This is a genomic window from Enterococcus sp. ARL09-542 (genome assembly GCF_005234805.1).
GTDB lineage: Bacteria > Bacillota > Bacilli > Lactobacillales > Enterococcaceae > Enterococcus_D > Enterococcus_D gallinarum.
Map to the genome: position 1 here is coordinate 1 of NZ_QPQX01000017.1, position 19,652 is coordinate 19,652.

General features: G+C 39.3%; 20 protein-coding genes and 3 pseudogenes. 4 read left to right on the forward strand and 19 right to left on the reverse strand.

The genetic code is table 11. The features are described from left to right. Nucleotides 1-340 precede the first annotated feature (340 nt). Nucleotides 341-1,687, reverse strand: a complete 1,347-nt coding sequence (locus tag DVW06_RS14415; protein WP_003125428.1) for an aspartate ammonia-lyase — start codon at nucleotides 1,685-1,687, stop codon at nucleotides 341-343. 158 nt (nucleotides 1,688-1,845) lie between these two features. Here DVW06_RS14415 and DVW06_RS14420 point away from each other — a divergent pair, with 158 nt between their 5' ends. Continuing rightward, nucleotides 1,846-2,277 carry an Lrp/AsnC family transcriptional regulator gene (locus DVW06_RS14420; protein ID WP_003125427.1) on the forward strand — a complete coding sequence of 144 codons (432 nt, stop codon included), beginning with the start codon at nucleotides 1,846-1,848 and terminating at the stop codon, nucleotides 2,275-2,277. 58 nt (nucleotides 2,278-2,335) lie between these two features. Here the strand turns inward: DVW06_RS14420 and DVW06_RS14425 are convergent, their stop codons facing one another. The 9 genes from DVW06_RS14425 to DVW06_RS14465 all read right to left on the reverse strand — a co-directional run bounded on the left by DVW06_RS14425 (nucleotide 2,336) and on the right by DVW06_RS14465 (nucleotide 10,134). Beyond that, nucleotides 2,336-2,782: an Lrp/AsnC family transcriptional regulator gene (locus tag DVW06_RS14425; RefSeq protein WP_005470356.1), complete on the reverse strand. Its 447-nt coding sequence runs from the start codon at nucleotides 2,780-2,782 to the stop codon at nucleotides 2,336-2,338. Between the two features lie 92 nt (nucleotides 2,783-2,874). Then, on the reverse strand, nucleotides 2,875-4,047 hold the full coding sequence (locus tag DVW06_RS14430) for an MFS transporter (protein ID WP_003125425.1): 1,173 nt from the start codon (nucleotides 4,045-4,047) through the stop codon (nucleotides 2,875-2,877). A 14-nt stretch (nucleotides 4,048-4,061) separates the two neighbouring features. Next, nucleotides 4,062-4,814 (reverse strand): amino acid ABC transporter ATP-binding protein, encoded by a 753-nt coding sequence (locus DVW06_RS14435; RefSeq protein ID WP_003125423.1) that lies wholly within the window; start codon nucleotides 4,812-4,814, stop codon nucleotides 4,062-4,064. A gap of 25 nt (nucleotides 4,815-4,839) precedes the next feature. Continuing rightward, nucleotides 4,840-5,811, reverse strand: a complete 972-nt coding sequence (locus tag DVW06_RS14440) for an NAD(P)-dependent oxidoreductase (RefSeq protein ID WP_005470349.1) — start codon at nucleotides 5,809-5,811, stop codon at nucleotides 4,840-4,842. Nucleotides 5,812-5,823: 12 nt separating this feature from the next. Continuing rightward, on the reverse strand, nucleotides 5,824-7,044 hold the full coding sequence (locus tag DVW06_RS14445) for an aminotransferase-like domain-containing protein (RefSeq protein WP_003125421.1): 1,221 nt from the start codon (nucleotides 7,042-7,044) through the stop codon (nucleotides 5,824-5,826). A 23-nt stretch (nucleotides 7,045-7,067) separates the two neighbouring features. Continuing rightward, on the reverse strand, nucleotides 7,068-7,814 hold the full coding sequence (locus DVW06_RS14450; protein ID WP_003125420.1) for an amino acid ABC transporter ATP-binding protein: 747 nt from the start codon (nucleotides 7,812-7,814) through the stop codon (nucleotides 7,068-7,070). Next, nucleotides 7,811-8,521, reverse strand: a complete 711-nt coding sequence (locus DVW06_RS14455) for an amino acid ABC transporter permease (protein WP_021150492.1) — start codon at nucleotides 8,519-8,521, stop codon at nucleotides 7,811-7,813. The genes DVW06_RS14450 and DVW06_RS14455 overlap by 4 nt, the downstream gene beginning before the upstream one ends. Before the next feature lie 12 nt (nucleotides 8,522-8,533). Continuing rightward, the gene (locus DVW06_RS14460; protein WP_117474740.1) at nucleotides 8,534-9,346 is read right to left on the reverse strand and encodes a transporter substrate-binding domain-containing protein; all 813 of its coding nucleotides are present in this window, start codon (nucleotides 9,344-9,346) and stop codon (nucleotides 8,534-8,536) included. Nucleotides 9,347-9,381: 35 nt separating this feature from the next. After that, the gene (locus DVW06_RS14465; protein ID WP_003125416.1) at nucleotides 9,382-10,134 is read right to left on the reverse strand and encodes an amino acid ABC transporter permease; all 753 of its coding nucleotides are present in this window, start codon (nucleotides 10,132-10,134) and stop codon (nucleotides 9,382-9,384) included. Between the two features lie 306 nt (nucleotides 10,135-10,440). Here DVW06_RS14465 and DVW06_RS14470 point away from each other — a divergent pair, with 306 nt between their 5' ends. Beyond that, entirely contained in the window at nucleotides 10,441-11,124 is a 684-nt protein-coding gene (locus tag DVW06_RS14470; RefSeq protein WP_003125413.1) for a PHP domain-containing protein, read from the forward strand. A 36-nt stretch (nucleotides 11,125-11,160) separates the two neighbouring features. Here the strand turns inward: DVW06_RS14470 and DVW06_RS14475 are convergent, their stop codons facing one another. The 7 genes and pseudogenes from DVW06_RS14475 to DVW06_RS14515 form a co-directional block, all read right to left on the reverse strand. Continuing rightward, the gene (locus DVW06_RS14475; RefSeq protein WP_002295755.1) at nucleotides 11,161-11,658 is read right to left on the reverse strand and encodes a GNAT family N-acetyltransferase; all 498 of its coding nucleotides are present in this window, start codon (nucleotides 11,656-11,658) and stop codon (nucleotides 11,161-11,163) included. A gap of 55 nt (nucleotides 11,659-11,713) precedes the next feature. Continuing rightward, nucleotides 11,714-12,622: pseudogene (locus DVW06_RS14480) on the reverse strand (IS982-like element ISEfm1 family transposase). A 415-nt stretch (nucleotides 12,623-13,037) separates the two neighbouring features. Continuing rightward, nucleotides 13,038-13,283 (reverse strand): annotated as a pseudogene (locus DVW06_RS14490) (MerR family transcriptional regulator); the annotation flags it as partial. Nucleotides 13,284-13,967: 684 nt separating this feature from the next. Then, nucleotides 13,968-14,174 (reverse strand): annotated as a pseudogene (locus tag DVW06_RS14500) (IS256 family transposase); the annotation flags it as partial. Nucleotides 14,175-14,349: 175 nt separating this feature from the next. Beyond that, on the reverse strand, nucleotides 14,350-15,114 hold the full coding sequence (locus DVW06_RS14505; RefSeq protein WP_002318452.1) for an ABC transporter permease: 765 nt from the start codon (nucleotides 15,112-15,114) through the stop codon (nucleotides 14,350-14,352). Further along, complete coding sequence (locus DVW06_RS14510; protein ID WP_002307505.1) at nucleotides 15,111-15,764, reverse strand: ABC transporter ATP-binding protein; 654 nt, start codon at nucleotides 15,762-15,764, stop codon at nucleotides 15,111-15,113. Before DVW06_RS14510 ends, DVW06_RS14505 begins: the two co-directional genes overlap by 4 nt. A gap of 83 nt (nucleotides 15,765-15,847) precedes the next feature. Then, nucleotides 15,848-16,270: a cupin domain-containing protein gene (locus DVW06_RS14515; protein ID WP_137264807.1), complete on the reverse strand. Its 423-nt coding sequence runs from the start codon at nucleotides 16,268-16,270 to the stop codon at nucleotides 15,848-15,850. A 906-nt stretch (nucleotides 16,271-17,176) separates the two neighbouring features. On the opposite strand from DVW06_RS14515, the gene DVW06_RS14525 reads away from it, so the two are divergent. Continuing rightward, on the forward strand, nucleotides 17,177-17,671 hold the full coding sequence (locus tag DVW06_RS14525; RefSeq protein WP_002337568.1) for an AAA family ATPase: 495 nt from the start codon (nucleotides 17,177-17,179) through the stop codon (nucleotides 17,669-17,671). A 379-nt stretch (nucleotides 17,672-18,050) separates the two neighbouring features. On the opposite strand, the gene DVW06_RS14530 is transcribed toward DVW06_RS14525, so the two are convergent. Further along, nucleotides 18,051-18,407, reverse strand: a complete 357-nt coding sequence (locus tag DVW06_RS14530; RefSeq protein WP_021150498.1) for a helix-turn-helix transcriptional regulator — start codon at nucleotides 18,405-18,407, stop codon at nucleotides 18,051-18,053. Nucleotides 18,408-18,604: 197 nt separating this feature from the next. Here DVW06_RS14530 and DVW06_RS14535 point away from each other — a divergent pair, with 197 nt between their 5' ends. After that, the gene (locus DVW06_RS14535; RefSeq protein ID WP_071869432.1) at nucleotides 18,605-18,688 is read left to right on the forward strand and encodes a type I toxin-antitoxin system Fst family toxin; all 84 of its coding nucleotides are present in this window, start codon (nucleotides 18,605-18,607) and stop codon (nucleotides 18,686-18,688) included. Nucleotides 18,689-19,002: 314 nt separating this feature from the next. Here DVW06_RS14535 and DVW06_RS14540 read toward each other — a convergent pair whose 3' ends face one another. Next, nucleotides 19,003-19,203, reverse strand: a complete 201-nt coding sequence (locus DVW06_RS14540; protein ID WP_002337566.1) for an LPXTG cell wall anchor domain-containing protein — start codon at nucleotides 19,201-19,203, stop codon at nucleotides 19,003-19,005. Between the last annotated feature and the right edge of the window lie 449 nt (nucleotides 19,204-19,652).

The following is a 19,652-nucleotide window of genomic DNA, read 5'->3' on the forward strand; positions in this document are numbered from 1 at the left end:
TGTTCGCTAGAGTCTTTAGAATTTCTGTAGTAAAATCGTTCATAGGGAAGTCCTCTCTTCTGTGAATGTGTTGTGGTGACTCTATTCTACAGAAGGGACTTCCTTTTTTCTATTTACACAAAATATTTTACACTCTCCTGAGTTAAACTGAATATCATTCTGTCTATATAAATTTTAAGATGGATTACCATACTTTTGTTTGACTCATTGACAAAAATCTAAAAAACTTATCCTCAGCGAGATTGAGTGTCTTTTACCAGACACAAATCCCTACTACAGATAAGTTTTTTATTTTTTTATGCTTTTAGGCTTTTAGGTATATGGATATTTCAGTTTTTCCTTACTGATAAGTTTCTGTCCGCAAGAATTCTTCTTGCTTTAATAGCTCCTCGATGGAACAATTTTTTTCCAATGCTTCTTTGACAAAAGCAGTGGCTTTTTCATAACCAATTTGCGGTGAAAGGGCTGTAATAGTCCCTGTACTGTTATTTACAGCTTTCGAACAAGCTGTTTCATTGACGGTAATACCTGCCACACATTTATCGGCAAAAATTTGACACGCTTTGGTCAACAGTTGACATGATTCAAATAAATTATGGAACATCACCGGCTCAAAAGCATTCAATTCCAATTCTCCGGAAGCTGCCGCAAAGGTGATGGCACCGTCATTTCCAATCACTTGAAATGCAATTTGACTGATAACTTCTGGAATGACTGGATTGACTTTGCCCGGCATGATCGATGAGCCTGCTTGTCTTGCTGGCAAGTTGAGTTCATGAAAACCAGTTCGCGGACCGCTGGCTAAGAGACGCAGATCATTGGCGCTTTTGTTCAATGTGATGGCAATCGTTTTTAATCCACCTGAAATCGAGGCGAAACTGTCGGTATGCTGTGTACTATCAATCAGGTCATTCGCTGGCCGTAAGGGTCTTGGAAAACGTCGGTTCAATTCTTGATAGAGGTATTCTTGATAGCGATAGGACGCATTAAGACCTGTCCCAATGGCTGTCCCACCCATATTTAAGGTCAATAGTTCTGCCGATAAGTGGTGCAGCCGTTCACGGCAACGCGTCAAACTGTGGGCATATGCAGCGAAACTTTCCCCTACTGTCATTGGCACCGCCTCTTGCAGTTGGGTTCGCCCCATTTTTGCCACGTGCTGAAATTCTTTCGCTTTCATATGCCATCTGTCAATCAACTGTACCAGCGCTTCATCCAATTGTTCAATATATACAAGCAAAGCCAGTTTCCCAGCACTAGGATAGACATCATTGGTGGATTGGCTTTGATTGACATCGTCTAAAGGATGAAGATATTGATATTCCCCTTTCTTATGCCCCATCAATTCTAACCCGCGATTGGCGATCACTTCATTCACATTCATGTTGGTGGATGTTCCTGCTCCCCCCTGAAATGTATCAACAATAAATTCTTCATCCCACTTGCCCATGATGATTTCTTCCGCAGCAGTCACAATGATTTGTGCTTTTTCTTTGGATAGCGTGCCAGATTGTTGATTGGCTAGCGCAGCTGCGGCTTTGATACGTGCTACTTGTTTGATCATCGTCAGATCAACTTTTTGATCAGTGAAAGCAAAATTTTCTTTTGCGCGATAACTATGAATACCATAATAAGCCCCCTCGTATATAGGTAGACTGCCAATTGTATCTGATTCGATCCTCATCATGATTTAAACGCCCCTTTTTGTATTATATGTGATAAAATATCACATAAGAGAAAAAGACACGAGCCTTTTCAGCCATCTCTTTGTTAATCCTTGAAATTGATTCCTTTCACTTTGAAAAACAAAGAGAAACAGTACAAAAACAGAAAAGAGGAAAGTATTTGGATGAACTAGATAAAAAGTTGTTGAATCTGTTGCAGCAAAATGGTCGGTTATCGATCAAAAAGTTAAGTGAAGCGTTATTCATCACTGCACCTGCTGTTTCCCAACGAATAAAACATTTAGAAGAAACCGAGCAATTGTTGTATTATCAAGCGACGATTGACTATGAACAAGCCGGCTTGCCGATCAAAGCATTTATCCACCTGTCGATCGAACCACAGCAAAAAGCAAGTTTCTATCCTTTCATACAGGCGATCCCCAATGTGTTGGAATGTGATTGTGTCACCGGCCCTTATTCAATGTTAATCAAAGTCGTTTTCCCTTCTACCAAATCATTGGACAGCTTTATCAATGACTTGCAAAAATTCGGTCGAACCAACACCCAAATCGTTTTCTCGACGCCAGTTCCCTCTCGAGGATATCAATTCTGAAAACCCAAAAAGCGCGCTTATCTCACATAGACAGGCACGCTTTTTTTATATACAGGGGTCACTGGTCATCGACTGGCACTTGCAACCCTCGTGGTCCGACATTCGTTGAAAATACAATGTGGGTTTTGGTATCCCCATAAAATTGCAAATCTGTGATAAACCGATCCAAGACGACCGTATCACTAAAATAAACCTTCAAGAGCATAGAATAATCTCCAGTGATACAGTCACACTCGATCACATTTGGGATGTCTGCGATATAGGCATAGAAGGCTTCTTTATCTTTGGCATTCACTGCGCAATGGACATACGCTTTGATCAGATAACCAAGTTTTTGGTAGTCGATCAGTGCCTGATAAGAACGGATATACCCAAGGGTTTCAAGGTTTTGTACCCGCACAGAAACAGATGGCGATGAAATAAAGCATTGCTCTGCGATCTGTTTGACAGTGACTCGGGCATTTTGCTGCATGATGTTCAGTATCTTGCGGTCTAAGTTATCCATAATCATCCCCCGTTCTCATTATTTTCTCAGTTTATCGAGAAAACAACAGAAGCGCAAGTTGCAGATTACATCCTATGTTAAATTTCCTAACATCAACGCTGAGATAATTGGAAATAGCGATAAACAATCATCGCCCCACAAGCAAACAGACCACACCCAAAAAACATCATGTCAAAGCCAAAAAGACTGGCGATGATTCCCCACAAAAAAGCCCCACCTCCATAAGCTACATCTAAGGCTGCTGAAAATACCGCTGTCCCTTGCCCTCGCTGCGCCTCAGACACCGATTCTAATACAATCGTATTCATCACAGGCAATAAGCCGGCATAACCGACACCATAACAACTCGCGGCCAGAAGCAAGCTACTGAGCTGTGTCGTAAATGGCAACAGACAAAAAGAAACCAAAATCAATAATAAACTGCCATAAATCAATGTAGCCGTTTGGATTTTGGCGAGCAAACGTGGAAATACGACCCGTGTTGTGACCGTCATGATCGACATGACCGTAAAATAATAGCCTGCGCCGATAATCTCACGTTCAAGGGCATATTGTGCAATAAACGCCACCACGCCAGAATTGGCAAAGCATATCAAAAAAAGGATACCGCTAGGAAACACAACCGCTTTGATGCGAAGCAGTTCTCGTAACGATGATTTCGCTTCGCCAGAGTGCGTATTCCTCCGTGAAAAGGGCTGTTCTTTCAAAAAGAAACTCAACAAAAAAGCTGTTCCGCTCAACAAGACGGCCATCCGAAAAAGTACAGGAAATCCATAATTTTCTACAACAGCAAGTCCTATCAACGGGCCGATGGCACTCGGCACAGCCTGGGCGATACTGAAATACCCCAATCCGACTGCTAATTTGCCTTCAGGAATCGTATCAACTGCCATCGTCGCTGCTGCTGTCGCTTGCAAACTATTGCCCACCCCTTGCAAGATGCGCAGACAAAAAAGCATCAATAGCCCCTGCAGCAGATTCAATAAACTAAAATCAATCAACAGAATGGCTAATCCCATACAAAGCAAGACTTTGCGTCCATATCGATCCAATGCCACACCGATTGGCAAACGGCAAAACAAAGCAGATAGCCCCAAGACACCTACAATGGCGCCGGATACTGCTTTAGAACCACCTAAAGAAGCAACATATAACGGCATAGTCCCCATTTGGGTCGTGATGGCTGTCATTGCTAGTACCGTGACCACCATCACTAAGTAAAAATCTTTCGACCAAAGCCGACTAGAGCTGTTCACCTTTTCCATATTGTGCCTCGCTTCTATACAGCTAATTGAAAACGTACTTGTGTCAAAAATTGCTGTGTACGTTCTTCTTGCGGATCCTCAAAAATTTCTTCTGGTGTTCCCGCTTCTACCACCACACCATCCGCCATGAATATCACTTTATCCGCGACTTCTTGTGCAAATTGCATTTCATGCGTCACGATGATCATCGTTTGCCCACTATCAGCCAGTTGCTTCATGACATTTAGGACATCACCGACAAGTTCTGGATCGAGCGCTGAAGTGGGTTCATCAAACAGTAATAATTCTGGCGTCAAAGCCATCGCTCTGGCGATACCTACACGTTGTTGCTGTCCGCCAGACAGTTGACTAGGATACATCATAGCTTTATCTGCCAAACCCACTTTTTCTAAGGCAGATAAAGCTGCTTTTTCTGCCAGTTTTTTTGGAAAACGCCGTGGTGTGCGTAGTCCTTCCGCCACATTTTGCAACACATTCATGTGGCTGAACAGCTCATAGGATTGAAAGACCATCGCTGTTTTGCGGGCGATCTCCAATCGTTGGGTTTTGCCAATATGTGCGAGATCATACTGGAAGTCACCGATAGAATAACTCCCCGCATCAGGCTGCTCCAACAAATTCAAGCAACGCAAAAAGGTCGTTTTTCCAGAGCCGCTAGGACCAATGATGCATACAACTTCCCCACGTTCAATTTGTAAGCCAACTTTTTTTAAGATGACTTGTTTATCGAAAGACTTCTTCAATCCTTTGATTTCTGCTTGCAGCATACTCCCACCCTTTCTTTTCTATCGCTCAAAGCGCGATCGTATTGGCAGATTGTCCTTCTAGCAAAATATCTCTTGCATTGTTCAAAGCTGTTTCTGCAATTTCTTGTACAGCCAATTGGGTATAATACGCAATATGCGGGGTCAAAAGCACATTTGGCAGTTGATTCAGCTGTTGATAATAAGGATTTTGATCCCACCCAACTGAAAAATACCGTTCTTCATTGGCGATAGCGTCTAATACAGCACCAGACAAACGCCCTTGCGCGAGTGCGGCAATCAACGCATCCGTATCAACGATTCCCCCACGTGCCGTATTGACCAGACAACTGCCAGGCTTCATCTGTGCAAAAACAGAGGCCGAAAATAGCCCTTCTGATGCTTTTGTCAGCGGGATATGGATCGACAAGACGTCCGATGCAGCAATCAAGGTCTCAAAGGACACATATTCGACAATCCCCTTCAACCGAGGATTTTCACTCCTACTAGTGGCAATCACATGTCCCCCCATATGATAAATCGCTTCTGCGACTAGAGCACCGATTCGACCAGTGCCTAACAAACCGACTGTTACGTCTTGTAGCTCCCGACCAATCACAGACCGTCGATCAAGTTTTCCTTTGATCATTGCTGGAATATTGCGTAAAGCCATCAAGATCGACATCACAGTGTAATGGCCCACCGATGTTGGGCTATAAGAAGGGACATTGGTGACCGTCAACTGATGCTTTTGCGCCCAGTCAAAACGAACACCGTCGACCCCCGTTGATTTGATCGATAACTGCTTCATCCCTAAAATATGCAAGCGTTGGTACAGGGACTCATCTTGCTGCATAGCCAGACTAGGATACAAACAGATGCCGTCGTGCCCTGCTGCCAAATGGATATTCTCCCAAGACAAGCCCTCCATTACGATCGTCACTGGTGTTTTGTGGATAAATTGCCACCGTTCGATATAAGCAATTTCCTCTTCACTTACCCCGTAATAAATCAATTTCATTGGCAACACCTCCTAAATGACCCCTTCATATGCTGGCGGCATAGCGTATTCCAACGCATCACCTAATAAAGCGATCCCTTGATCGATCTGTGCCAATGTCGGCTTCGTAAAATTCAGCCGAAATGAATGCTCATAGCCTTTTCCCGCAACACTCATGATATTGCCTGGAATGACCGCAACTTTCGCCTCATCAAGGTAATCATAGAACCGCTCTGCGTCCATCTCAGTCGATAGGAAACAGGTGATAAAATAGCCGCCTGTTGGTTTGATAAAGGTAAGCTTATCCGTTGGCAGTGCCTGTAATGCTTGCAGCATGCGGGCATATTTCTCTTGATACAACAAGGTCAATTGGGCCACATGACCTTCGAAATCATGATGATCCATATATTCGGCCAATACCACTTGCCAATAAAAATTGGTGTGGGAATCGGCGGATTGCTTGGCCAAAATCAATTTTTCCATTGCAGGACCAGCAGCCATCATAAAACCAATCCGGCTGCTGGGTGCCAAAATTTTTGAAAAAGATCCCGCATAAATGATTCGTCCTTCGGTATCTAATGTTTTCATCTTAGGGATCGGTGTACCTTCATACAACAACTCACCGTAAGGATCGTCTTCAAAAATCAGCACATCATATTGACATGCCAATGCATAAATGGCTTTACGTTTTTCCAATGGCATTGATGTGCCTAAAGGGTTTTGGAAAGTGGGGATCAGATACAACATTTTCACTCTTGCGTCTGTTTTGAGGATTGTTTCTAAAGCGTCAAGATCCATTGATTCTGCTGCAAGATCCATCGGTACCGGCACTGGTATCGCCCCATATCCTTTGATAGCATTCACCGCACCGGAAAATGTTTGCTCCTCGCATAACACCACATCGCCTTCATTACAAAAGACTTTTACCGCCAAATCCATGGCTTGGGTCGAGCCCGAAACCACCAGCACCTCCTCTTCGTTATCGATATTTGACAATTGACGCAAACGTTCTTTGATCAAGGTCCGTAAGCGCGGATACCCCTCTGATGCCCCATACTGCAAGAAAGACTCTGGGTTCGCTTCGTTATATAATTTTTGCGAGATCTCTTTCAATGTAGCCATTGGAAATGCTTCTGTCGGTGGAAATCCGTAAGCAAAGGAAATAGCTGCTGCAGACTCCATATTTTTTTTTGCATTCTCTCTTAATGGAGATGCTTCTAATGTCATGATACGTTGTGCGAATTGATAGGCCATTCTATTTCCTCCCTACATAGTTGTTAGCCGGCCAGCTGTGTGGTAAAGCGGGCTAAAAAGGCTTTGGTTCGTTCTTCTTTGGTTTCCTCGAATACTTGTTGCGGTGTGCCTTGTTCAACAATATGTCCATTCTCCATGAAAACTACTTTGTCTGCTACTTCATACGCGAATTTCATTTCATGGGTCACCAATACCATGGTCGCACCGGCTTCCGCAATTTCTCTGAGCAGCGCCAATGTCTGTCCCACTAGTTCCGGGTCCAATGCCGAGGTAGGTTCATCAAACAAGATGACCTTAGGATTCAACGCCAACGCACGGGCGATCCCGATACGCTGTTGTTGTCCACCTGACAGTTGGCTAGGATAAAAATCTTGTCGTTCAGACAAACCGACTTGATCCAACAAAGCCTCTGCTGTTCGCAGGGCAGTTTCTTTGCTTTGTTTTTTGGTCACGATCAATGGCATCATGATATTTTCTTTGGCTGTTTTATTTTGAAACAAGGCATAATTTTGGAAAACCATCGCTGTTTGCCGTTGATGGGTCAATATTTCTTTTTTACTTGCTTTGTGCAATGTGGTGGTGGTTTCTCCCAATTGAATCACACCTTGATCTGCTCGTTCCAAAAAATTAAGACAACGCAAGAAGGTCGTTTTTCCCGAACCGGAAGGCCCCAATAAGACGACTACTTCGCCTTTAGCGACATCAAGATCAATCCCTTTTAACACTTCTTGTTTGCCGAATCGCTTATGGATATCCGTTACTTTCATCATAATGCGGCCCTCCTTAGTTTGCGCAACAGCCGATTTTCCAGTAATTGTGCCCCTTTTTCGATGACCAAACTAATCAGCCAATAAATGATCGCAACAGCCACATACGCTTCTAAAAACCGATAATTTTGCTGGGCCGTGATTTTAGCTGCCGCAAAAACATCGACAACACTGACCATGGAAGCTAAGGCCGACGCTTTAACCAACGAGATCAGCAAATTACTGAACATGGGCAATGAAATCGGCCAGGCTTGCGGGAGCAGCACACGACGGATGACTTGTAAGTTCGTCATGCCGATCGATTTGGCTGCATCGAACTGCCCTTTTTTGACTGCCGCAAATGCGCCCCTGAAAATCTCGCTGCTATTGATAGCAGACATTAAACTCAAGGCGGCGATCGCTATCCAAACCATGTTGAAATCTTTAAACCGCAAAGTCCAATGCATCGACTCCGCCCAAATATCAAACTGTTTAGCAGAAATAAGATATAACGCTAAAATCACTAAAACCACTGGGACCCCTTTTAAGACCGTGACAATCACTTGCAGAACTGGTGCGAGGATCTTGATCCTATACAGACGAATCAAGGCGATGATCAACCCAACCACCGCGCCAATGACTAGTGCGGTCAACGCCATAAAAAGCGTCGTACCAATATAATGACTTGCTGTTTTCAGCGCTTCGATCATAATAGACAATTGAAAACTCATCGCCATTCCTCCCTATTCTGGGACATAATCCCCATCTAGATATTTTTCTGATAATTCTTTGATCGTTCCATCTGCTTTCAATTCCTCTAATGCTGTATTGACCGCATCAATAAAGTCTTGGTCAGCTTCTTTGTTGAACAATAAGTAGGCATCTGAGTTGTGGACTGGTTCGCTGCCGATCTCTAGATTTTCACTAAATGAATTGTTCCAATTATCGACTTGATATTCTGGTGCTAACGTTGCATCGACCGCACCTGAAGTGACTGCTTGTACGATTTGCTCGTTGTTGTATTCCCCATAAACCAATTCAAAAGCTTCGGGATTTTCTGCCAGATAAGCCTCAGCCATTGCTGCTTGGTTAGTAGCAGTCGTCACATAGACTTTTTTTCCTGCTAAATCTTCGAAGCTATCGTAGACCGTACCGGCATCTGAATCAGAGACAATATACGTATCCCAGACCACATACCCAACATCCCCATAGACGAATTTTTCTTTCCGTTCATCATTGACTTCATATTCATAGGCAGCCATCTGGACTTTATTGCTTTCTAAATTTGATAACGTCGTTGGGAAATCCGCTCCTTCAAAGGTAAAGGTATAATCAAGTAATTTTTCGTCGATTGCTTTAACGACGGCGACATCATAGCCATCATATTCACCATTTTCGTCTAAATAAGCATATGGCAATGCTTCATTCCCAGTACCCACCTTGATTTCTGTTGCATCACTTGCTCCACTGCTTGCAGTGTCGGCAGAACTGCTTCCGCAAGCCCCTAAAACCAAAAGTGTCACCAATGTAATTGCACCTAAAATCGTTTTTTTCATTTGAATTCCTCCCTTTCCCTCTACCCAAAATTTTCCTATGTTGTTTTGATTTTTTGCTGTTTTTTGGTCCATGATATCAGTGGTACTTTTGCTGTTTGTTGTTTTGTTTTCGAAAAACTCATCCGACGTTCCAGACCGGTGAAAACACGTTCTAAGAGGAAGCTTAAGGTAATAAACAAGATCGCCGCACCGACATAGCCTTCAAGTGTATGGAAGGTCACTGCGCCTATCGCTCGCGCTTTGCCGACAACATCCACTACCCCAATGGTAAAAGCCAGCGATGTGTCTTGCAGCAGTGCAATCGTAGTTGTACCAAATGCAGGTAATGCGACACGGACAACTTGCGGTAAAATCACTTGTCGATACATTTGTGTTTTCGTCAATCCGCAAGCAATACTCGCTTCCTTCTGTGTGACCGGTACACTTAGAATCGCAGCCCGGAAAGTTTCAGACTGAAAGGCAGCAGTATTTAATCCGTAGGTGATATAGATGAAAATAATTTTATTCCATGAGGAAACATCGATTTGAATCATTTGTAATAAGGCGGGTACACCATAATACACAACATACAGTTGAACCAATATCGGTGTGCCTCGAATAAATGAAACGAAGACTGCCGCCAGTTGACTCAGAAATGGCACTTTTTCGACACGAATAAATGCAAGTAAAATCCCTAAAAGCAATCCTGTAATCGACGCCACTGCTACTATCATCAACGTAACCGGCAAAGCACTTAAAACCTTTGGAAAATATTCCCAAACTAATTTCCACTGAAAAAATTCCGACATATTGCCCCTCCTTTTTCTGAATATTCTGATTATTAGACAATATTACTAATGGAAAAAAATTTTTCAATAGATTCATTACTAAAACTTCATTAATTTTATAAATTCTCCCTTTTAACTAAAAAAAGAAAGATGCAAACGGTATCTTTCTTTTTAATATAAGAATATAAAATACTACCCGTGGTGCTAGTTAATTTTTTCCTAGAGGAAAATGTCTAAACATGTTGGTAAATCAACAAAAAAACGCATATAGTAGTCTCAAAACTCCCAAGAAATGAGGACTATTTAACAAACTACGATGGTTACGTCGTGACAACTGAACATTTTGACTTAGCCAATCCTGTTACTAAAGTCGATGATATCCCCGATTATGAAATGTACAGTCAAACAATCGATAGCTTAAATAAGCGTTTTGGCAATCGTGTTTTAAAAGGCATCGAAATCGGTTACATCGCTTCTGAAAAGGATCGGATCATCGACTATTTAGCCGATAAAGATTACGATTTAAAATTACTCAGTGTGCATCATAATGGTCAATTTGATTATTTAGATGACGAAGTCAAAGATATGGATCCTGCTATTGTGATTCCTCAGTATTTTGCACAACTTTCAGAAGCACTAGTTGTTATAGAAGCAGATGTCTTTGCTCATTTTGACTATGGTTTTCGGGTATTTGGTCTATCCGTTGCTGAATTTAAACAATATGAAGCGCAGTTTTTACCGATTCTAGATCAAGTAATCAAAAATAAATTGGCATTCGAATTAAATGCTAAGAGCGCTTACTTGTATGACAATTTAGCGTTATATGAATATGTCATCGATTTATATCTTTCACGTGGTGGTACCTTGTTTAGTGTTGGATCAGATGGGCATTACCTTGAACATTTCCGTTTCCATTTCGATGATCTTTTTGCTCTGTTAAAAGCAAAAGATGTGACGGAATTAGCGATTTATCAAAAAGGAAAGCGAATTATGGTTCCATTACCAGTCTAAAAAAACGTCCTCAGCATCAAAAGTGAGGACGTTTTTTTAGATTTCTTTTTCTAAAATCGGACAAATACGATCTTGTTTTCCTAAAGGAAAATGTTTGATCCCGATTTTTTTAAATCCATGACGTTCATAAAAACGAATACCTGCATGATTTTTTTCATAAACAGTCAAACGTAAATAACGTTTTTGTTTCGTTTTAGCATAACGATTCGCTTCATCGAGTAACCGTTGCCCTAACCCTTTGTTTTGATAATCTTTGAGCAGATAGAGCCGTTGAATCTCTATAGCATCTTTTTCATCATTGACTTTCATATAACCAATGAGTATTTGATGATCCTTAATACCAATAAATTTACTGGTTGACTGTGCCAATTCTACTGCCAATATTTCAGTTGTCAATTGTGTCTGTAAATATCCTTGCATATCAAGTGGATCTGCGCCATCGATAAACGATTCATAAAAACTGACAACACTTACAACTTGTAAAGCATCTAGATCATCATAATCTAAATACGCTAGTGTGATTTGATTGTTCATCTAACTCCTCCTTTTGACATAGTATACTATAAATCACCCGTGGTGCTAGTTAATTTTAATATCCTAAAGAATATCTCAAAGTTCCTTCAAAACGTCGTTGTGCTCGACTTAATAGAACACTGTAAGCCAGTAATATGCTTTCAAATCTACTCTCTAGCCCTTTAACAGAACGTGAGTTGAAATTTTGACAACCTAATTTTTCTAAGGAAGAAAAAACAGTCTCAACTGTTTTTCTTTGTTTTCCAAGTAAGCTGTGGTCTAGTTTTTCAGATTTATCCATGTTTTTACGTGGCGGAACGGATATAGTAATGCCCTTAAGGGCAAGCTTTTCATGGATTTTATGGCTAATATATCCTTTGTCCCCTAGGATATTGGGAAGATTCGCTTCTTCCGATAAAGTCTCTAACACTTTCACGTCATGGACACCTGGATTCGTGATTTAGTAAGTAATCGGAAAGCCAGTCTTAGTAACGATCATATGAATTTTAAGACCATAAAAATAAGATTTTTTTGTTGAGTTATAGCCAACTTTGGCTATTTGATTCAATAGTTTTGCTTGTCTATTTCTAACTGGTTTACATAATAAACTAGGAAAACTATCTATAATTCCGACTAGTTCACCTTTGGTGAGCTTCTTGATGAAAAAGTATCGAATAATCTTGATAGTGTAAGCTAAGTTTGAACTTAAGCGAGTGAATCGACTCCTACTAGGAAAGTCACCATTAGGAAATAAGACGGAACAAACCGCTCTATACGTGGCTCTTTGGTTAGTATAGCCATTAATTATGCCCCATATAACACAAGCAATAATCACTGTATCGCGTTGCTTCAGTTGATCAGTATTTCTTCGGTTTTTAATCTTATCTGGTACACAATTGTGGTATATGTTAGAAACAGTTCTCATAATTTCCTTGAATGTTATAAAAGTATCTGTATAATGTTCAGTATATTTTGATGAACGCATATGTGGTCCTCATTTCTTGGGAGTTTTGAGACTACTATATGCGTTTTTTTGTTGATTTACCAACATGTTTAGACATTTTCCTCTAGGAAAAAATTAACTAGCACCACGGGTTTAATAAGTTTTGTAATAATTACTCGACACGGTAGTTCGTTAGCTACGCAGCCACTGATCGTTGCATAGTTTCTGACATTGTTCTTATGATTCAGTAACTCTTATTCCGTTTGACTCCTAATAGTTCATGGGCGAAGCGCGTCCGTCTAAAATAGTTGTTTCTATCGTTTGAACCTCATTGACAATTTTTGGAGAATCTTACCATTCCTTTTCAGCAGTTAAATGTAAAATTCTTTAATAGCTACGCTTATTTTTCATCCAGAATGATAACCTCCCAAATTTTTCCTTCTATCTATATAGCATCATTTTGTGTTTCACGTAATTGAACTAGTTGAGCAAAATCAATTAAAGATTCAATCGACAATCCAGCATTTCGCAAGTTTTTTGCTAGATAAATCCAATTTAAATCATTGGTAGTATAATCTCGGTAGCCGCTCTCGTGGCGGTGAACGGGTGGTATCACGCCAACACGCTCATAATAGCTTAGTGTATCCACACTTAAATCAAACATTTCAGCTGCTTTTTTATATTCATCGAATCTCCTCCTCATTCTTCTTATTTATAATAAACCATGGAGTCAACTCTAGAGAAACCAGAAGCCTCTTGTCTCTATGCTAATACTATACTAAATACCTCCTCACATTCCGTAGACTATTAAAATATTAAGCAATAGATAAAATCAGTTAAATGCAACTTCTCATATTCTAATGTTTATTAAGTAAGAATAATGTTAAAATAAAAAAACGAAGAGTATTCGGCGCAGTCCAGAAAAACTTCCCCAAGTTTTCTGTGCCGGTACTCTTCTTAGATTAATGCATGTTGCTTAATCAGCCTACGCTATATATTTCTTTTTTGCAAGTAATTACGATGTAGAAGCAATGCTTAGGAATCCCTTACGTTTTTTCTATTTTTACTTTTGACTTCTTTTAAGTGCTATACTGGATAAGTACCATGAAAGTAGGTGTTCAAATATGAATACTAATTTTTATCCAGTGGAAGTTTTTAGTTCGGACTACCGTTTATATTCATCAAAAGCAAAAACAAATTTGTATGATTTTCAATCGAGACCACCTTTGATCACGTCATTTGCTGTGCTAAATTTGAAAGAGTTGCACAATATTCAACTCAAATTATTTATTTACGATATTGATATCGAAAAATTTTCTACTTTAGAGGAAGCTAAGGGAGTGTCAATAATTTTGTGTAAATGATTCTTCCCTACTGTAGATTGTTTCTAATTCTCCATCGGTTGACTCAGCATTTGTTCGAGCTCGCCTTCGGCCTGTTGGAAACCTTTATGACTGCGACCTAGGAATTTTTGGTTGTGAGTATCAAAAGACGAGACTAAGAAACGTTCCATCGACTCTTCATTTTGGAACTGTTCCTTGCGGTGGCTGTATTTCTTGATTTGCTTATTAAAGGATTCAATTAATCCAGTTGCTGCACTATATAAAAAATTTCATCATAGTTTCGCCCTAGTCGTTCCAAAGATTCGATGACAAAAATATCCTTCTTCCTTAAAAAATGAAGTTCTTTTTGTAATTATTCTCGTGAGGTCTTCTTTTAACTACATAAAATTGTAACCACTGGTTTTAAGAGTAGTGTATCATCCCAAATCATATAATTAATTGACTGCGATTGTTATAAAACTCACGGTAAGCCATATAACTAGCAATAAACGAAGAAATCGCAGTAACTGAAATCAACATAAACATCACAACAATTTGGTAACGAATCGCTTGAACAGGATCAATTCCCGCAAAAATCAACCCTGACATCATACCTGGTAGGCTGACAAGTCCAACCGTTTTTGTTCGGTCAATAGAAGGAGCCATGCCCGTTTTGACGCTTTCTCTTACAATACTCATGGACGCTTGTTTTTTATTGGCTCCCAATGCCAATTTTTCCAATACCTGTTGGCGTTGGTCCGTAAATTTTGAATTCAAAGACCGATAGGTCACTCCAATCGCAGTCATGGCGTTGCTGGCAATCATGCCTGTAATTGGAACTATTTGGGAAGGGGACCAGTCAATGACTCCTGAAAAAACAAGAATGAGTAAGGACAAGGCTGTTCCTACTCCAATAGCCGTCGTTGAAATTTTAAAAGAGCGGTTGATCCCCTCACTGCGTGTATGGGCGTTATAAGAAGCGTTGAACACAATGAACAAAACCATCGCTAAAGTGAGAAAGTTGTTATCCACTCGTAATACGTAGCTCAATACATATCCAATAAGGAATAATTGAACGACAGCGCGAATTCCCGCAATAAAAATGTCGTTTCCTAATCCCAATTTCTCTTTGTAATCAATCAACAAGGCAACTATCAAGAGGACAGAGGATAAAAGCAAAGAAAGATTACTGATTTCCAAATTGTTTGTCATTTCGATTCCTCCATTTTTCCACCTTTGATAGTAATCAGACGAGAAGCTTGGTCGATTTCTTCCTGGTTGTGAGTGACGGCCAACACCGTAGTTTGTTGGTCTTTCATCATGTCTCGGACTAAATCAAGGACAATCGCTCTGTTTTCTTGGTCCAATGAACTGGTAACTTCATCCAGGAGCAACACTTTCGGTTGATACATCAAATTTCGGACCAATGCAACCCGTTGTTTTTCCCCTCCTGATAGTTCCTTGACCTCTTTCGATAAGTAAGTTTCAGGTATTTGAACTCGTTCTAATAATTTTTTTGCACGTTCCCGATCAAATCCTTCTTCTCTTATGCGGGCAGGAAAAGACAAGTTCTCTTGAACTGTCTCATCGAATAGAGAAGCGTTTTGAAAGAAATAAGAGACTTCTTTTCTATACTCCACAGGATCGATTTTTTGCAGATCCGTACCTCGATAATAAATTTTTCCGGAAGTTGGAGAAAGCAGCGTACCAATTAATTTCAAAAGGGTACTTTTTCCACTTCCAGAAGGACCAGAAAAAACAATCACTTCCCCTTTGTTTACTGTAAAAGAGATATCTTGAAGGATTTGGTTTCCGTTTGCCTGAAAACCAACCTTCTCTAATTGAAACAATGAATCACTCATACCACTTCTCTCCTTTATAAAAAAGCCCTGCACCAGTGGACCATCCATACGGGTGCTGGGCTTTTGTTTCATCCTAGTGTACCTCAGTGTTCGTTTGGATCGTTTTTGGCGTCTTCATGAGTAGGGTGAACCGTTCCTTCAAGGTGATCTGGACCAGCATAAATGGTATACAGTCTGAGCGGCTTATCACCGGTGTTTTCGATGTTGTGCCACATGTCCGCCGGAACAAATACGGAGTCATCATCCATCACTTTTTGTTGAACATGTAAGTTATCTTTAGAAGGCCCCATTTTACACACGCCTTCTCCTTCTTCAATACGGATAAATTGGTCAATGCCTTCGTGCACTTCCAAACCGATGTCATCGCCCGGTTGAATGGACATTACGGTGACTTGCAGTTTACTGCCTGTCCAAATGGTCGTCCGGTAATTATCATTTCCTGTGGTGGCGTCTTCAATATTAATGATATACGGCTTCTTCCCATGATCCTTGTAGTCTATTTCCATCTTCCATTCCTCCTAGTCTTTGTACTGAAACAATGATACCTACTTCTTATTTATAATAATTCTAATTAATGGTACCACATCTAAAATTCTATGCAAAAAAATTGGCTTTTTGGAGAGCGATTCTAAACAAAGACCATATAACGCGCAATTACAATTGGTACCCCTTAATCCTCAGCACATAAAGGAAAAAATATGGAATCAAAAAATAACCGATATGTACTCTGGTTATGACTTGAATCAGGGAGAATTTCAGAGACGACACATCATACTTTTTAGTTTACACTTGTAAACTAACTAGCGTACACTAAGCTTATGCTCACTATCAAGCGTTGTCAATCCTTTAGACTCTTATCAATTTCGAAAGAAAGTAGCAAGGTTATTGATTGTGACTGTAAAAGTGGGGTGTTCCTATAAGCACATTAAACTATCTTCTCTAATTTATCATGCTATTTAAATTCTGTTTTTTCATGAGAATTTTTGTCCAAAACTTGTTAAAATGATTTTAAAAAATACTTACATACACAATCCCCAAAAGACACTAATGTCATTTCAGTCAAAAAAGATACCGCAGAAAATTTCCACCTGAGATTCAATACGATATTACTCTCTTGACAGCCAGCTTAATTCCTTAGTTGAATAGATTATTAAAGTGCACAAAAAAACAATGCGGCGTTTGTTATATTTTCTGGTATAAGCGACGGTGCTATAAACTTTTTTGCAGATTAAAAATCATATGAATTTAACTCCAGTAATAAGAGATTAAGTGCCAATGCATAAATGGAGGCATGTCCAGCACTATGCGAATGCTAAAACATCAATAGTACAGGAAATCATGAAAAGAGCGAATAGTAATAATGCTTAAGGAGAGTGTCATGTTTTTTTGGTTTGTTATAGGAGGTTATATCAATGAAAAATACAGTAGATAATTTGTCGAAAAGTAAAGTTATTTTAATGTGCGGCCCTGCGGGAGCAGGTAAATCAACACTAGCAAAAAAATTTGAAAGTACCGGGATGACAATACTATCTTATGATGAAGAATCATTCAAACGAGGTTTGAATGAACATCCTTTACCTCAGGAGGTTTTAGAAGATATTAAAACCTATCTTGATGAAAAACTAATTTCACTTATCATGCAAAACATTGATATTGTTCTCGATTATTCATTTTGGTCTAGAGAAATGAGAAATGAATATATTTCATTATTAAAGAAATACGACATAGAACCCAAAATCTATTATATAAAGACACCTAAGGAAGTTGTTATGGAACGTATTCGAAAAAGAAACGGAAATCATCAAAATGATATCATATTGACGGAGCAAACAGCTTCCACTTATTATGATCATTTTCAACCCCCAACTGATGAAGAAGGTGAAGTTATAGTAGTCGAGGGATATTAATATTGTGGTTTTAGGCATGGAAATTGTACTAGATGATAAGTTTTGTCAAATTTTTTGAAAGATATACTTTCAACAAGGGGATACCAGCTTCAGGTGATATCATTATTGTCATCTCAGAGCAGGGGGTAGTATTGATTCAGCCGGAAGAATAAGTGGCGATGCAATGAAGACGATGAATGCATTATTGAAATTACAGGAAAAAAACTTACTGAAATACGTTATGTTTATTCTTTTGACAACTCTACTCAATAATGATTATGCAATTAGACACGTTATTTTTTATCATGAATGGATATGTTCCCGTCTACCGATAGTGCTAAAAACGCAGTGGATATGTTTCCGAGAACGAACATACTCAAATGACATTCATTCTGTCCTCTCAAGCCACATCGAGTTGGTGGGATTGATAACAAGGGTGGATAAGTAGAGGCTGGAAATGGCTTGATATAGCGGTATTTTGAGGATTTTGGAGAGTTGAGATTATTTCTTCTTCCATTTCTAAATCCAATGTTACTTGTTCTGATTCTGGTTCTGTTGGCTCATTTGGGATTAAATCCACTACTAGCGTTGAGTTAGTTAACTTTGCAATTTGTTCTAGTGTTTTTATGGTTGGATCTGATTTTCCTGATTCTATTCGTGAATAATTTGATCTACTCATTTCTAATTCTTGGGAGAATTTTTCTTTTGATTTGGTACCTCTCATCTTTTTTAAGTTTTCTCTAAATGCTAGTTCCAAGTTTCTCCCCCTGTTTATGTAAATATTTTGCACGTTTTCCATTTAATTATATCGTTACACCTTGTAAATCACAAGTGATTAATCACAAATCACTTGTGATTAGTGATTTTAGCTTTTATCTTAATTTATCAACTGTTTAGAATATTAAGTATGCTATACTAATTAACGGCAACTTGCCCCGTAAGGGGGTGCTATTCATGGAACAAATTATCTCGTTAGTTATCGCACCACTTTTAGTGGGTCTAATAATCACATTAGTTGATCATTGGTTAGATGATTAGACGATAGCAAGCAAGTTGCTGTCTAACTCACACGCTTGTATTCGCAACAAGTGCAAAGAAAAGCCCGACCTACTCGCAATAGGTTGGGCTTTTGTGCTATTCATTAGAACTTATCTCGTTTCGCACATTCATTATAGCATGATTTTAAAATGAAGCCAAGTTGCTGATTCTATCTGTTGTTATTGGTGTTGCCTAGAACGATTCTAAGCACATGTTTAATTTTAAAGTGGGCAATTTTATCTTTAAAATGTCCTACAATGATTCAATAAAAGCATGGCTGCTAGTGAAACTTGCGACCATGCTTTTAAATTTACTTAAATTCTCTTTTTAAAAATGATTCCTGATCCTAATACCATTAATGAACCTAGGACAGACAATGCAATATTTGCTGTTTCACCTGTTTTTGGTAAAACTTTCATTTTTCCGTCTAAACCTTTAACTGTAACTGTTCCGTCTTTTTGAACGTCTGCTCCAATTTCTTTAGCTTCAACTTTTTTTGTTGTTCCTATATTCAAAAATCATTTGACGATTAATTATTTTTTAGGTAGCGTATGTTTCAATAAACCAATTGAGTCTATCGTTAATAAGCTAAATAATCAGCCTATAGAATAGCAAGAATGGAAAAACTAACATGAAAAATTTTACGAAGAGTCAATTTTTTTGACTCATCTAAAATAATTTACATATTATCTCCACCAAAAAACATAGCTATTACCGGCATAACGATAAGGAAGATTGGAATTAAGCAAATTCCTGTAAGCCAAAACTTCTTTGATTTTTTATAAATTCCATAAATAATTATGGCTAAGGGTATAAACCAAACTGCAAAAAAATAAATTGTGTATGAGAGCATAAGTCTCTTCCTCCTTTTAAACAAAGGTATCATGACAAAAAATTTAACTCTATAAGAATTTCAATTCTTTAAACCTTTTTAATAAAAAATAGTGTTTAAAAAAATACTTAT

Excerpts from the sequence above, each read along its gene's own strand:
- DVW06_RS14415 (WP_003125428.1), bottom strand. The coding sequence starts at position 1,687 with ATGATGAGGATCGAATCAGATACAATTGGCAGTCTACCTATATACGAG.
- DVW06_RS14425 (WP_005470356.1), bottom strand. The coding sequence starts at position 2,782 with ATGGATAACTTAGACCGCAAGATACTGAACATCATGCAGCAAAATGCC.
- DVW06_RS14430 (WP_003125425.1), bottom strand. The coding sequence starts at position 4,047 with ATGGAAAAGGTGAACAGCTCTAGTCGGCTTTGGTCGAAAGATTTTTAC.
- DVW06_RS14435 (WP_003125423.1), bottom strand. The coding sequence starts at position 4,814 with ATGCTGCAAGCAGAAATCAAAGGATTGAAGAAGTCTTTCGATAAACAA.
- DVW06_RS14440 (WP_005470349.1), bottom strand. The coding sequence starts at position 5,811 with ATGAAATTGATTTATTACGGGGTAAGTGAAGAGGAAATTGCTTATATC.
- DVW06_RS14445 (WP_003125421.1), bottom strand. The coding sequence starts at position 7,044 with ATGGCCTATCAATTCGCACAACGTATCATGACATTAGAAGCATCTCCA.
- DVW06_RS14450 (WP_003125420.1), bottom strand. The coding sequence starts at position 7,814 with ATGATGAAAGTAACGGATATCCATAAGCGATTCGGCAAACAAGAAGTG.
- DVW06_RS14455 (WP_021150492.1), bottom strand. The coding sequence starts at position 8,521 with ATGAGTTTTCAATTGTCTATTATGATCGAAGCGCTGAAAACAGCAAGT.
- DVW06_RS14460 (WP_117474740.1), bottom strand. The coding sequence starts at position 9,346 with ATGAAAAAAACGATTTTAGGTGCAATTACATTGGTGACACTTTTGGTT.
- DVW06_RS14465 (WP_003125416.1), bottom strand. The coding sequence starts at position 10,134 with ATGTCGGAATTTTTTCAGTGGAAATTAGTTTGGGAATATTTTCCAAAG.
- DVW06_RS14475 (WP_002295755.1), bottom strand. The coding sequence starts at position 11,658 with ATGAACAATCAAATCACACTAGCGTATTTAGATTATGATGATCTAGAT.
- DVW06_RS14505 (WP_002318452.1), bottom strand. The coding sequence starts at position 15,114 with ATGACAAACAATTTGGAAATCAGTAATCTTTCTTTGCTTTTATCCTCT.
- DVW06_RS14510 (WP_002307505.1), bottom strand. The coding sequence starts at position 15,764 with ATGAGTGATTCATTGTTTCAATTAGAGAAGGTTGGTTTTCAGGCAAAC.
- DVW06_RS14515 (WP_137264807.1), bottom strand. The coding sequence starts at position 16,270 with ATGGAAATAGACTACAAGGATCATGGGAAGAAGCCGTATATCATTAAT.
- DVW06_RS14525 (WP_002337568.1), top strand. The coding sequence starts at position 17,177 with ATGAAAAATACAGTAGATAATTTGTCGAAAAGTAAAGTTATTTTAATG.
- DVW06_RS14535 (WP_071869432.1), top strand. The coding sequence starts at position 18,605 with ATGGAACAAATTATCTCGTTAGTTATCGCACCACTTTTAGTGGGTCTA.